We start from the raw sequence: 13,583 nt of genomic DNA on the forward strand, positions 1-13,583 counted from the left end.
CAGCCGGGCCGACGAGGACCTCAAGCGACCTTCTCCAGCGTCCCGGCCGCCAGCACCGACTCCTCCAGGTGCCCGCACGGCTGCGGCTCGGCGGCCTTCCGGCGGCGCAGCACCCGCGGCAGCTCCAGGTACCCCTCGGCCTGCAACGTCGCCAGGCCGATCCGCGGGATGTCCCGGCTGTTACGGAACACCACGAACCGCGGCTCCCAGCGTGGCTGGAACTTGTCGTTGAACTTGTACAGCGACTCGATCTGGTACCAACGGGACAGGAAGATCAACATGCCCCGCCAGACCCGCAGCACCGGCCCCGCGCCCAGCTTCTCGCCGCGCTCCAGCGACGAGCGGAACACCGCGAAGTTCAGCGACACCTGCTTGATCCGCAGCTCCGGCGCCGCCTGCAACGCCGCCACGATCAGCAGCTCGTTCATCCCCGGGTCGGCACTGCGGTCCCGCCGCATCAGCTCCAACGAGATCCCGTCGCGCCCCCACGGGACGAAGTGCTGCATCGCCTTGAGGTCCCCGAACGGGCCCGGCTCCTCGCCCTCGGCCGGCGCCTGGTGCGCGGTGGCGATCACCGCATCGCCGTCGGCCTCGGCGTCGATCCGGCCCAGCGCCATGGAGAAGCCGCGCTCGGTGTCGGTGTCCCGCCAGGCGTCCGCCGCCTTCTGGATACGGGCCAGCTCCTCCGGATCCAGGTCGCGGACCCGCCGGACCCGGGTCTCGTAGCCGTTCCGCTCGATGCGCTTGACCATCTGCCGCACATTGCGCATCGACCGGCCGGTCAGGGTGAAGTCGGCGACGTCCACGATCGCCTCGTCGCCCAGCTCCAGCGCGTCCATCCCGGTCTCCCGGGTCCACACCTGGCCGCCGGTCTCACTGCACCCGGTGACCGCCGGGGTCCAGGAGTGCGCCCGCGCCTCCTCCATGAAGCGCTCGATGGCGCCCGGCCATGCCTCGACGTCCCCTATCGGGTCGCCGCTGGCCAGCATCACACCGGAGATCACCCGGTAGCAGACCGCGGCCTTGCCGGACGGCGAGAACACCGCGCCCTTGTCCCGGCGCAGCGCGAAGTAGCCCAGCGAGTCCCGGCTGCCGTGCTTCTCCAGCAGTTCCCGCAGCCGCTGCTCGTCCTCGTCCGTCAACCGGGCCGCCGGGTGCTCCGGACGGAAGGCCAGATACGCGGTGGTGGCCACGGTCAGCAGGCCCAGCGCGCCGAGCGAGTAGCCCACGGTGTAGTCCACGCCGTTGGTGTAGGCGACCGGCCCCTCGAAGCCGAAGAGCCCCCACAACACGTGCTCGGCACGCTCCCCGAACGACGGCGAGCCGACGATCTTGTGCGGGTGGGAGCTGACGATCACCATGCCGAGGGCGAAGCTGACCCCACCCAGGACGACGAGGTTGGCCACCGCCTTCCAGCGGCTGCGCGGATCGGGCAGCGCCGCGAACTCCCGCCAGTGCCGGATCAGGAACCCCAGCAGCACCAGCGACAGCACCGCCCCGAAGACCGAGTGCCGGTACACCAGCTGGGCGGCGATCCCCACCGGCAGCAGCGCCACCGCCGCCACCCAGGCCCGCCGCTTGCGCCGCTTGAGCCCGTGGGCCAGGAGCAGCAGCAGGATCCCGACGACGAGCGAGGCGGAGGCCGCCAGCGGGCTCACCGCGCCGGGCAGCACCTCGGCCACCGCGTGCACCCGACTGTGCCGGAAGCGCGGGAACATCCCGGACACCAGATTCAACAGACCGACCACGGCTCCGGCCGTGCCCACCAGCCCCGGCACCGATGTGGGCCGCGGGCCACGGAGCCAGCGTGGCGCAGACCACGCAACCTTCTCCGACTTTTCGCCATCTAGCCTGTCAGACATCACTTTCCCGTCGCCCCGGTCGAGAGAACGTGCGAGCCTTGGTCGCAGCATCTGGACTTATGCGCCCTGTATGACGGCGTCGCAGGGCTCGGGGTTCCACTTGCGGTCCGGATGGCCCGGCCGCCCGGAAGAAAGCACCACATGGGTCTCACCAGCAAGAAAGTGCTGCTTCTTACCGTCCTCGTCGCGGTGGCACTGTTCGTTCTGACGATCTGGCTCTGGCCGCGGCTCTCCAAGGGCAACTGGCGCGCAGTACTCGGCCGCATCGGTCTGCTCTTCGCCACGCAGCTCTCGCTCTTCGCGGCCATCGGCCTCTTCGCCAACAACACCTTCGGCTTCTACGCCTCCTGGGCCGACCTCTTCGGCCAAGAGCAGCAGCCGGGCGTGGTCACCAACTACAAGTCCGGACCGAACGGCACCAACCTCAAGATGCTGGGCACCGAGCGCCTGAGCATCCAGGGCGCCTCGGTCCCGGCGACCGCCGGCCGGCTGGACAAGGTCCTCGTCCGCGGCCAGAAGTCCAAGATCGCCAGTCCGGCGTACGTCTATCTGCCGCCGCAGTACTTCCAGAAGAAGTACGCGCACAAGCAGTTCCCGGCGGCGGTGATCCTCACCGGCTACCCCGGCACCGCCGAGGCGCTCTACAAGAAGCTGCACTACCCGCAGACCCAGTACGACCTGCTTGAGCAGAAGCGCATCCAGCCGACAGTCCTGGTGATGATGCGCCCGACCGTGGCCCCGCCCCGCGACACGGAGTGCGTGGACATACCCAACGGCCCCCAGACCGAGACGTTCTTCGCCCACGACCTGCGCCACGCCATCAGCAGCCAGTACCACGTCGGCAAGGACGCCAAGAGCTGGGGCATCATGGGCGACTCCACCGGCGGCTACTGCGCCCTGAAGCTGACCATGCGCAACCCCAAGGCGTACTCCACCGCGGTGTCCCTCTCCGGCGACTACAAGGCGCCGATCGACGCCACCACCGGCGCCCTCTTCGGCGGCAACAAGCAGCTGGAGCGGGAGAACGACCTCCACTGGCGGCAGAAGCACACGCCCGCTCCCCGGGTGAACCTGCTGGTCACCAGCAGCAAGCACGGCGAGAGCAACTACAAGCCCACCCTGAAGTTCATCGAGGGCACCAAGTCGCCCTCCACCGTCGCGTCGATCATCCTCGACAGCGGCGGCCACAACTTCAACACCTGGAGCCGGGAGATCCCGGCCGCCATGGAGTGGATGGGCGGCCACCTCAGGGCCTGACCAGGCCCCTCACAGCCCGGGAGCGGCCCGGGGCCCCGGCAATCCGCCGTGGGCCCCGGGCCGCTCTCCGTTTCCGTCCGTGACGCCCCGCAGGGCACCCGAAGCCGGTCCAGGGCTTCAGCGGGCCAGTATCAGGCTCATCGCCTCGGCCCGCGTCGCGGGATCGCGCAGCTGCCCGCGCACCGCGGAGGTCGTCGTCTTCGCCCCCGGCTTGCGCACCCCGCGCATGGTCATGCACATGTGCTCGCACTCGATGACCACGATCACCCCGCGCGGCTCCAGGATCTTCATCAGCGAGTCGGCAATCTGCGTGGTCAGCCGCTCCTGGACCTGCGGACGCCGGGCGAACACGTCGACCAGCCGGGCCAGCTTGGACAGCCCGGTGATCTTCCCGTCGGTGGACGGGATGTAGCCGACGTGGGCCACCCCGACGAACGGGACCAGGTGGTGCTCGCAGTTCGAGACCACCTCGATGTCCTTGACCAGCACCATCTCGTCATGGCCGAGGTCGAAGGTGGTGGTCAGCACGTCCTCGGGCTTCTGCCACAAACCGGCGAAGATCTCCTTGTACGCCCGGGCCACCCGCGCCGGCGTCTCCAGCAACCCCTCACGGTCGGGGTCCTCGCCCACCGCGATGAGCAACTCCCGCACGGCGTTCTCCGCACGCTTCTCGTCAAACGTGCCGATCGCGCCTTCGACGTCCAGCGTCACAGGGTCCGTCATTGGTGCCTCGTTCCTTACTGGGCCCGCTCGAACGCGGAATGCCGCGCCCCCCAGGCTAAAACCTCGGGGGGCGCGGCATGTATTCCGGGGCCTTACGACCCGCCGACTCAGCTCTCCGGACGCGGTTCCTCGGACGCCTCCGCCTTGTCCATGGAAACCGCCGGCGCCGCGGAGCCATTGGCCGGGGCCAGCTCCTTGGGCGTCAGCACCGGCGGGCGGGTCGAGGGCGTACGGCGCGAGGAGCCGGTCCACGCCGGGCGGGCCGGACGCTTCACGATGTGCTTGAAGACCTCGGCGATCTGCTCCTTGTTGAGGGTCTCCTTCTCCAGGAGCTCCAGCACGAGGTTGTCGAGCACATCGCGGTTCTCGACCAGGATCTCCCACGCCTCGTTGTGCGCGGTCTCGATGAGCTTCTTGACTTCCTCGTCCACCAGCGCGGCGACCTCTTCGGAGTAGTCGCGCTGGTGAGCCATCTCACGGCCCAGGAACGGCTCGGAGTTGTCCGTGCCGAACTTGATCGCACCGAGCCGCTCGGTCATGCCGTACTGCGTGACCATCGCGCGGGCCGTCGCGGTCGCCTTCTCGATGTCGTTCGCGGCGCCCGTGGTCGGGTCGTGGAAGACCAGCTCCTCCGCCGCGCGGCCGCCCAGCATGTACGCCAGCTGGTCGAGCATCTCGTTGCGGGTGGTGGAGTACTTGTCCTCGTCGGGCAGGACCATGGTGTAGCCCAGGGCCCGACCGCGGGACAGGATCGTGATCTTGTGGACCGGATCGGAGTTCGGCGAAGCCGCCGCGACCAGGGCGTGTCCGCCCTCGTGGTACGCGGTGATCTTCTTCTCCTTCTCGGACATGATCCGGGTCCGCTTCTGCGGTCCGGCCACGACGCGGTCGATCGCCTCGTCCAGGAAGTGGTTGTTGATCAGCTTCTCGTCGCTCCGGGCCGTCAGCAGGGCGGCCTCGTTCAGGACGTTGGACAGATCGGCACCGGTGAAGCCGGGGGTGCGCTTGGCGACGGCCGAGAGGTCGACGTCCGGCGCGACCGGCTTGCCCTTCTGGTGAACCTTGAGGATCTCCAGCCGGCCCTGAAGGTCCGGACGGTCGACGGCGATCTGCCGGTCGAACCGGCCCGGGCGCAGCAGCGCCGGGTCGAGGATGTCCGGACGGTTCGTGGCGGCGATCAGGATCACGCCGCCCTTCACGTCGAAGCCGTCCATCTCGACGAGGAGCTGGTTGAGGGTCTGCTCACGCTCGTCGTGACCACCGCCGAGACCCGCACCGCGGTGCCGGCCGACGGCGTCGATCTCGTCGACGAAGACGATCGCCGGGGCGTTCGCCTTGGCCTGCTCGAAGAGGTCACGGACCCGGGAAGCACCGACACCGACGAACATCTCGACGAAGTCGGAGCCGGAGATCGAGTAGAACGGGACGCCCGCCTCGCCGGCGACGGCCCGCGCGAGCAGCGTCTTACCCGTACCGGGCGGGCCGTAGAGCAGCACACCCTTGGGGATCTTGGCGCCGACGGCCTGGAACTTCGCCGGCTCCTGGAGGAACTCCTTGATCTCGTGGAGCTCCTCGACGGCCTCATCGGCACCCGCGACGTCCGAGAACGTCGTCTTGGGGGTGTCCTTGGTGATCAGCTTCGCCTTCGACTTGCCGAAGTTCATCACCCGGGAGCCGCCGCCCTGCATCTGATTCATCAGGAACAGGAAGACGACCACGATGAGCACGAACGGGAGCAGCGAGAGCAGCACACCGACGAACGGGTTCTGCTTCGACGGGGCAACGGTGTACCCGTCCTTGATCTCGCCGGTCTGGTACTTGGCCTGCAGGTTCTTCGCCAGGTCAACGCCCTGGTCGCCGATGTAGCTGGCCTGAATCTTGTTGGAGCCGGAGATCTTGTTGTCGCCCGACAACTCGATCTTGATCTTGTTCTCGTCGCCGGTGGTCAGCTCGGCGGATTTCACCTTGTTGTCAGCGATCGCCTTGACGACCTGACCGGTGTCCACCGTCTTATAGCCGCCGGACGAGCCGACGACCTGCATCAACACGACCACGGCGAGGACGGCCAGCACGATCCACATGACCGGCCCACGGAAGTATCGCTTCACGTCCATCCATACGGAGCCGCGTAAGGCCCCGTCCCTCCTGCCACAGTGAGGCACAACGCCCTTGGGAGGGCTGGTCGTGCGTACGGTGTGTATTACTGGCCCGAAAACAGATTGCCTTCGGACGGTACCCCAGCATTGTCACCCGGCGCCTGCGCCGGTGGGGAGCAATGAAGCCCGGGATTCCCCTCTCCCTGCTCCAACGGCGGGAAACCCCGAAGGGTTCCCGCCGGGCGAAACGGGCCGTCCGAGCCCTCGTCCGGCACGGTGACCGGCGAGCGCGGAGTGCGCCCTCAGCCGCCGTACACGTGGGGCGAGAGGGTACCGACGAACGGCAGATTGCGGTACTTCTCCGCAAAGTCCAGGCCATAGCCGACGACGAATTCGTTGGGGATGTCGAAGCCGATCCACTTCACGTCGATCGCCACCTTGGCCGCGTCGGGCTTCCGCAGCAGCGTGCACACCTCCAGCGAGGCGGGCTCGCGCGAACCGAGGTTGGACAGCAGCCACGACAGCGTCAGGCCCGAGTCGATGATGTCCTCGACGATCAGGACGTGCTTGCCCTTGATGTCGGTGTCCAGGTCCTTGAGGATGCGGACCACACCGGAGGACTGGGTGCCCGCGCCGTAGGAGGACACGGCCATCCAGTCCATCGTGACGGGGTTGGACAGGGCACGCGCCAGGTCCGCCATCACCATCACCGCGCCCTTGAGGACACCGACGATGAGCAGGTCCTTGCCCGCGTACTCCGCGTCGATCTTCGCAGCCAGCTCGGCCAGCTTGGCGTCGATCTCTTCCTTGGTGATGAGCACCGACTGAAGGTCGGCGCCCATGTCCTTGTCGTCCACCCGTGCCACTCTCGTTCGGTTCGGTGTGCAGATCGGAGCTCACGAAACCGGAACCGGTCGCGAGGTCACGAAACAGGGCTCGATCTCCTGCGGCTCAGCCCTGCCGAATGACCAGTCTGCCACCCTGCCGTCGCACACCCACGCGCCCGGGCAGGTTGATGGCCCCCTGCCCCCGCCAAGCCGTGATCAGTCGGTCCACTTCCTCGATGTGCCGGGCGAAGAGCGAACCGGCCGGCGAACCGGCCGCGAGGACCGCCCGGCGCAGCACCCGACGGCGCACCGCGGACGGCAGCGCGAAGAGTCCGGCGACGTCGAGGGCGCCGGCTTCGTCGAGCACCGACGCCTCGGCGTCGGCGGCCCAGGCGTCCAGCGCGTCGGCGTCGTCACGGGAGAGCTGGGCGGTCCGCGCCAGGGCCTCGACGACGCCCTTGCCCAGGCACTTCTCCAGGGCGGGCAGCCCCTCGTGGCGCAGTCGTGAACGGGTGTAGGCGGGGTCGGTGTTGTGGGGGTCGTCCCAGACGGGCAGGGCCTGGATGAGGCATGCCGTACGGGCAGTCTGCCGGTCCACGTCCAGGAAGGGGCGGCGGTAGCGGCCGTTCGTCCCGGCGGTGGCGGCCATCCCGGAGAGCGAGCGGATCCCGGAGCCACGGGCCAGCCCCAGGAGGACGGTCTCCGCCTGGTCGTCGCGGGTGTGACCGAGGAGGACCGCGCTGGCGCCGTGGCGGTCGGCGGTGGCGTCCAGAGCGGCGTAGCGGGCGTCCCGGGCGGCCGCTTCCGGGCCGCCGGCCCGGCCCACCTCGACGCTGACCACGTCGACGGGGTCGAGCTTGAGTGCCCGCAGGCGCAGGGCGACCTCGGCGGCACGGAGGTCGGAGCCTTCCTGGAGGCCGTGGTCGATGGTCACGCCCCCGGCACGGACACCCAGTTTGGGAGCTTCGAAAGCGAGGGCGGAGGCGAGCGCCATCGAATCGGCGCCGCCGGAGCACGCGACGAGCACGAGGGGGGCACCGTGCCGATCCTGCGCGCAGTGGTGGTTGAGCACGTCGTGGAGTACGCGGCGGACCGCCAGGCGTATCGCGGCGACCGCTGGATGGGGACCCATGTCCGTTTCCAATCGTTCAGCTGGGGGGCGAGCCTCGGGCCGTGGACGGCACTTGGTCACACAGAGTGCCTAGATGGTGACAGAGGCGAGCAGTTCCCCGAGCATTGCACGCCTATCCATCGGTCACGGTCCCTCAGACGGGTGATTGAAGGGGCGCTCTTCTGCCGCACGGCGTGCCCAGCTCACGTCCTGCGCTTACGGTGCCCCGTCCACCTTGCGGTGCACCCGCGCGACCCAGTCCGCCGGTTTGGCGATCTCCTGTTTGGTGGGGAGGGTGTTCGGCGACGTCCAGATGCGGTTGAAGCCGTCCATGCCGACCTCCTCGACGACCGACCGCACGAACCGCTCGCCGTCACGGTACTGCCGGAGTTTCGCGTCCAGCCCCAGCAGCTTCCGCAGCGCCACATCGAGCCGGCCCGCGCCGCTGGCCCGCCGCTTCTGGAACTTCTCCCGGATCTCCGCCACCGAGGGCACCACCTCGGGCCCCACCCCGTCCATGACGAAGTCGGCGTGTCCTTCCAGGAGCGACATCACCGCGGTCAACCGCCCGAGGATCTCCCGCTGCGCGGGCGTCTGCACCAGGTCCACCAACGACCGGCCCTCGTCGCTCTCCTCGCCCTCCGGCTTGGCGCCGGCCAGCGACTGGGCGGCCTCCCGCAGTCGCTCCAGCAGCGTCCCCGGGTCGACGTCGGTCTCCGCGAGGAAGGACTGGATCTCCCCCTCGATGTGGTCCCGCAGCCAGGGCACGGCACTGAACTGGGTCCGGTGGGTCTCCTCGTGCAGGCACACCCACAGCCGGAAGTCGTGCGGCGCCACGTCGAGCTCCCGCTCCACGTGGACGATGTTCGGCGCCACCAGCAGCAGCCGGCCGCCCTGCGTCCCGGCCGGCAGGTTCCGCGAGGCCGGGGCGAACGTCTCGTACTGGCCCAACACCCGCGAGGCCAAGAACGACAGCAGCATCCCCAGCTCCACGCCGGTCACCTTGCCGCCGACCGCGCCGAGCACCGCACCGCCGGGCGTCGAGGACCGCCGGTCCTCCATCTTGGCGAGCAGCGGCTTCAGCACCGCCCGGAACCCGGCGACGTTGGCGCGGATCCAGCCAGGGCGGTCCACCACCAACACCGGTGTGTCGTGGGGCGCCGCCTCGCCCTCCACGCCGGGCTGCGCCATCCGGGTGAACCCGCGGACGTGCGCCTCGGACGCCTTGGCGTGCTTGCGCAGTTCGGCGACGATCGCCCGCGCCTCGTCCCGGCTCACCTCCGGTCCGGGCCGTACGAACCGGGTCGCGGTCGCCACCGCGAGATTCCAGTCGACCATCTCCACACCACCGATGCTCGTCATGGGTTCACCGTACGGGGACGCCCCGCTATGGGGTAGCCGACTGGGGTGGTCGGTCCACGTTGTCGGCTGTCCCACCGTGGCGCCCGCGGCGGGCGATGCCCGCTGCGCGGGGCTTTCGAGGTGCGGTGACGCGCCGGAGGGGCGGCGGGACCGGTCTAGCGGCAGCCGCAGTTGGCCACCGTGGAGGCCATGCGGTCCAGGGCCTTCTGGGCAGCCTGGGGGTCGGTGGTGCCGGTGGTCATGAAGGCGAAGGCCAGCAGGCGGCCGTCGGCGTCGACGACGGTGCCGGCGAGGCTGTTGACGCCGGTGAGGGTGCCGGTCTTGGCGCGTACCGTGCCGGCGCCGGCGGTGTCGCCCACGTAGCGGCCGCTGAGGGTGCCGGTGAAGGCGGCCACCGGGAGGCCGGTGACGATCGGGCGGAGATCGGGCTTGCTGGGTGCGGCGGCGGCCAGCAGGAGGTGGGAGAGCAGGTTCGCGGAGACCTTGTCGTCCCGGTCCAGGCCGCTGCCGTCCTCGAAGACGGCGCCGGTCAGCGGGAGGTGCTGGGCGGCCAGCGCGTCCCGCACGGCCTGGGCGGCGCCGTCGAAGCTGGCGGGCTGATGGGCGGCGAGCGCGGTCTGGCGGGCCAGCGCCTCGGCGATGTCGTTGTCGCTGTAGGTCAGCATCCGCTCGACGAGGGCGGAGAGCGGCAGGGAATGGACGACGGCGATCCGCTCGGGGGCCTTCGGGGCGTGGGCCTCGTCGGGATCGCCCGTGACCGTGATGCCGCGCTCCTTGAGGAGGCCCGCGAAGGTGCCGGCGGCGTCGCGGGCGGGGTCGGTGGAGCGCGGTCCGGTGCCGTGGTCGCTGTCGTCGAGGCGGGCCTCGTCGGTCATCAGGGCGGTGACCGGGGCGATGTTCTCGTTGGGGCCGATGGGGTGCTCGACGGGCCCCACGTAGGCGGAGGCGTCGTAGCCGAGGCCGACGGTGGTGAGCTTGCGCTGTTTCAGGGCGCGGGCGGTGGCGTCGGCGAGGTCCCGCAGACTGGCCGGCCGCTCGCCGGGGCCGGCGCCGGACGCCCGGGCGGTGAGCGTCGGGTCGCCGCCGCCGACCAGGACGATCCGGTCCTTGCCGGCCAGCACGACACCGGTGTCGATGCGGTGGTCGGCACCGAGCCGGGAGAGCGCGGCCACCGCGGTGGCCAACTTGACCGTGGAGGCGGGGGTGGCTGCCTCGTCCGGCTTCTCGCCGAAGACCTGCCGACCGTTCGCGACGTCCACGACGGACGCGGTCCGCAGCGGGCCCAGCGCCGGGTCGGCCAGCAGCGGCGCGAGGGCGTCGGCCAGCCCCGCGTCGGTGGGCGCCGGCGCCGCACCGCGCGCCGGGGTGCCGAGCGCGGTCAGCACGGCCGGCGCGCTGGGCGCCGGGCCGGGCGCCCGGCCGTCATCGTGATGCTCGCCACCTGTTGCCGGAGCGGGGACCGCCGCCGCCCGCTCGGCCGTACGCTGACCCGAGTCCCACGGCCCGGCCGCCGCCACCGCGACGACCGCGACCGACAGACCGGTGGCGGCGGACAGCGCGGTCAGTTGCCAGGTCTGCCTCGTATGCCGCGGTGCGGTCTGCCACGCCTGCTGTGCGGCGTTCGACGTCGTGTGCGCAGCGCGCTGTGCGGCTCGTGCCGCGGTCCGTGCGGAACGCCCGGCCCGGCGTGCCGCCACCCGCGCGAAACGCTGCGCCGACTGCCATCTGACCTGCCATGTTCGGGTCTCGGGCACTTCGGACCAGCCCCTTTCGCCACCACACACCTGCGTGGGGGACACTTAATCACCAGACGTATGTGTTGATCATGGAGGAGCCACCCGTGGAGTTCGACGTCACCATCGAGATCCCGAAGGGTTCGCGGAACAAGTACGAGGTGGACCACGAGACCGGTCGGATCCGCCTGGACCGTCGACTCTTCACCTCGACCAGTTACCCGGCCGACTACGGCTTCGTCGAGGACACCCTCGGCGAGGACGGCGACCCGCTGGACGCCCTGGTCATCCTGGATGAGCCGACCTTCCCGGGCTGCCTCATCAAGTGCCGCGCCATCGGCATGTTCCGCATGACGGACGAGGCCGGCGGCGACGACAAGCTGCTGTGCGTCCCCGCCTCCGACCCGCGTGTGGAGCACCTCCGCGACATCCACCACGTCTCGGAGTTCGACCGCCTGGAGATCCAGCACTTCTTCGAGGTCTACAAGGACCTGGAGCCCGGCAAGTCCGTCGAGGGCGCCAACTGGGTCGGCCGCACCGACGCCGAGGCCGAGATCGAGCGCTCGTACAAGCGCTTCGAGGCGCAGGGCGGGCACTGACCCGACCGGAGCCGATCCGGCCGGCGAGCGGGGTTCTCCGGGACCCCGACCGCCCGCCGACGCGCTCTGATTTTCCTACGCGAACGGGCGGCACCCATCTGGGGGCCGCCCGTCGTGCGTGTCGCGGGCCCGCCGGCCAGGAGCCTGTCCCTGCCCGCTAGATCGCCCTAGAAGCCGCGGGTCCGCTTGGCCGCGCGGCGCCCCGCGCCCGCCTCGGTGAGCCCGGGCGCCCTGAGGAACAGCCGGGCGACCTCGCCTCCGAGGTTGACCCCGACGGCGATCGCCAGCGCCAGCGAGGCGGCCTTGATCAGCGACGAGAAGCCTTCCAGCAGATTCCCCTGGGCGAAGTTGAGCAGCCCGAAGTAGGTCGCACTACCGGGGAGCAGCGGGCCGATCGCCGCGGTCACATAGGGCAGCGCCGAGGCGTAGCGGTACCTGGAGAGCAGCTGCCCGAAGAGGCCGACGAGCCCCGCGGCGATGGCGGTGGAGGGCACCGCGTTGAATCCGGCGGTGGCGGTCAGCGCCCCGTACACCACCCACGCGACCCCGCCGTTTATGGTCGCGAACGCCACGGTGTGGCGCTCCTGTTGGAGCAGGACGCAGAACGCCAGCGCCAGCAGCATCGACGCCGCGGTCTGCACCAACGGCTCGTTGTACAGCTGCAGCGCCTGCTCCGGGTTGAGCCGCTTGAGGCCGGGATCGACCTGCAAGCCGAGGTAGAGCACGGACAGCACGCCGACCACGATGCCGACGATCAGGTAGCCGACCTCCAACAGGCGCGCGGAGGCGGTGATGTAGTAGCCGGTCAGCCCGTCCTGCACGGCCGCGACCAGCGCCCGCCCCGGGATCAGGGCGAACAGCCCACCGGTGATCACCGCGGAGGACTGCACGTTGGAGTGCGCCAGGGCGAAGACGAGCCCCATCCCGGCCGGCGGCATCGCCGCGACCACGAACTGGTAGAACTCCGGCAGCCCGCGCGCGGACGCCAGCCAGGCGATCCGGTCACCGAGTATCGAGCCGATCGCCGCCGCGATGAACACCAGCGTCCCGCCGCCGACCAACATGCTCGCCGCGCCGGACAGCAGCCCGGAGGCCAGCGTCAGTCCCCAGCTCGGGTACGGGTGCCGGTTACGACGGATCTCGGCCAGGCCGCGGTACGCCTCTTCGAGGCTGATGCCCTCCGAGGTGATCTCGTCGACCAGCCCGAAGACCGCCGACAGCCGGTTGTAGTCGACACCGCGCCGCCGCACCGTCCGGCTCGCGGTGACCGGGTCGTCGACCAGCGACGGCTGGTACGAGATCGACAACAGGGTGAAGGTGACGGTCGGCTCGACCCGCTCCAGCCCGTAGGCGTGCGCCACGCCGAACATCGCCGCCTCGACGTCCTCGGCGCCCTCACCACCGGCCAGCAGGATCTCGCCGATACGCAGCGTCAGGTCCAGGACGCGCGGCACGGCGGGCCCGGTGCCCTCCTCCTCGGCACGCTCCGCGCGCTCGGGCACCGGCCGCTCGTGGATCGGCATCCGCAGCATCGTGCGCATCCGGTCCTGCCACGGCGCTTCCTTGGTCAGGCTCAGTACCGGTATGCCGTGCGGCGGCGTGAACGAGGGGAGCGGGGTCTGCCCGGTGGTACCCCCCGGCGGGGCGAACGCCGACCCCTCCGGCTCGGCCGGCACCTCCGCCCGCAGCCCGTCGGGCAACGCGAACTCGGAGGTGGGGTGCTCCTCCTCGGGCGGCGAGGGCAACGGAACGCCCAGCGGCGGGGTGAAGGCACTACGCGCCTCGTCCGACTGCGGCTTGCGCTCCTCCGGAAGACCGGCCTGCTCCGAGGTACCGCTGCCATTACTTCTACCGCTGCCGCCGCTACTGCTGCCGCGTGGTGGATCCGACGCCACGTCTCTCCGCTCCTCTTACCTACGCCTCCTGCCGACCGGTCATGCACACGATGCCGTATAGGGGGACGCGACGCTTCCCCGGGGGCCCCACGACTTTGATCGGTCCGCGTCGTACGTT

10 protein-coding genes are annotated in these 13,583 nt (G+C 70.3%); 2 read left to right on the top strand and 8 right to left on the bottom strand.

Translation table 11 applies throughout. The features are described from left to right. Positions 1 to 20: 20 nt before the first annotated feature. Positions 21 to 1,862 carry a phosphatidylglycerol lysyltransferase domain-containing protein gene (locus ACO0M4_RS40935; RefSeq protein WP_430376353.1) on the bottom strand — a complete coding sequence of 614 codons (1,842 nt, stop codon included), beginning with the start codon at positions 1,860 to 1,862 and terminating at the stop codon, positions 21 to 23. A 141-nt stretch (positions 1,863 to 2,003) separates the two neighbouring features. Between ACO0M4_RS40935 and ACO0M4_RS40940 the strand changes: the two genes are divergently transcribed. Then, positions 2,004 to 3,119: an alpha/beta hydrolase gene (locus ACO0M4_RS40940; RefSeq protein WP_430376354.1), complete on the top strand. Its 1,116-nt coding sequence runs from the start codon at positions 2,004 to 2,006 to the stop codon at positions 3,117 to 3,119. A 117-nt stretch (positions 3,120 to 3,236) separates the two neighbouring features. Here the strand turns inward: ACO0M4_RS40940 and folE are convergent, their stop codons facing one another. The 6 genes from folE to dacB form a co-directional block, all read right to left on the bottom strand. Continuing rightward, positions 3,237 to 3,842, bottom strand: coding sequence for a GTP cyclohydrolase I FolE (gene folE / locus ACO0M4_RS40945; RefSeq protein ID WP_039634160.1), 606 nt, complete (start codon positions 3,840 to 3,842; stop codon positions 3,237 to 3,239). Between the two features lie 107 nt (positions 3,843 to 3,949). Then, on the bottom strand, positions 3,950 to 5,956 hold the full coding sequence (gene ftsH / locus ACO0M4_RS40950) for an ATP-dependent zinc metalloprotease FtsH (RefSeq protein ID WP_430376356.1): 2,007 nt from the start codon (positions 5,954 to 5,956) through the stop codon (positions 3,950 to 3,952). A gap of 284 nt (positions 5,957 to 6,240) precedes the next feature. Next, a complete protein-coding gene (gene hpt, locus ACO0M4_RS40955) occupies positions 6,241 to 6,780 on the bottom strand; it encodes a hypoxanthine phosphoribosyltransferase (RefSeq protein ID WP_039641113.1) in 540 nt (179 codons plus the stop codon). 109 nt (positions 6,781 to 6,889) lie between these two features. Then, positions 6,890 to 7,897 carry a tRNA lysidine(34) synthetase TilS gene (gene tilS / locus ACO0M4_RS40960; RefSeq protein ID WP_430376357.1) on the bottom strand — a complete coding sequence of 336 codons (1,008 nt, stop codon included), beginning with the start codon at positions 7,895 to 7,897 and terminating at the stop codon, positions 6,890 to 6,892. A 195-nt stretch (positions 7,898 to 8,092) separates the two neighbouring features. Next, entirely contained in the window at positions 8,093 to 9,238 is a 1,146-nt protein-coding gene (locus ACO0M4_RS40965; RefSeq protein ID WP_430376359.1) for a zinc-dependent metalloprotease, read from the bottom strand. Between the two features lie 155 nt (positions 9,239 to 9,393). Further along, complete coding sequence (gene dacB / locus ACO0M4_RS40970; protein WP_430376361.1) at positions 9,394 to 10,992, bottom strand: D-alanyl-D-alanine carboxypeptidase/D-alanyl-D-alanine endopeptidase; 1,599 nt, start codon at positions 10,990 to 10,992, stop codon at positions 9,394 to 9,396. An 86-nt stretch (positions 10,993 to 11,078) separates the two neighbouring features. Between dacB and ACO0M4_RS40975 the strand changes: the two genes are divergently transcribed. Next, the gene (locus ACO0M4_RS40975) at positions 11,079 to 11,570 is read left to right on the top strand and encodes an inorganic diphosphatase (RefSeq protein WP_016570635.1); all 492 of its coding nucleotides are present in this window, start codon (positions 11,079 to 11,081) and stop codon (positions 11,568 to 11,570) included. Positions 11,571 to 11,737: 167 nt separating this feature from the next. On the opposite strand, the gene ACO0M4_RS40980 is transcribed toward ACO0M4_RS40975, so the two are convergent. Then, positions 11,738 to 13,465 carry a threonine/serine ThrE exporter family protein gene (locus ACO0M4_RS40980; protein ID WP_430376362.1) on the bottom strand — a complete coding sequence of 576 codons (1,728 nt, stop codon included), beginning with the start codon at positions 13,463 to 13,465 and terminating at the stop codon, positions 11,738 to 11,740. Positions 13,466 to 13,583: the final 118 nt, after the last annotated feature.

Source organism: Streptomyces sp. RGM 3693 (assembly GCF_050471125.1).
Taxonomy (GTDB): domain Bacteria; phylum Actinomycetota; class Actinomycetes; order Streptomycetales; family Streptomycetaceae; genus Streptomyces.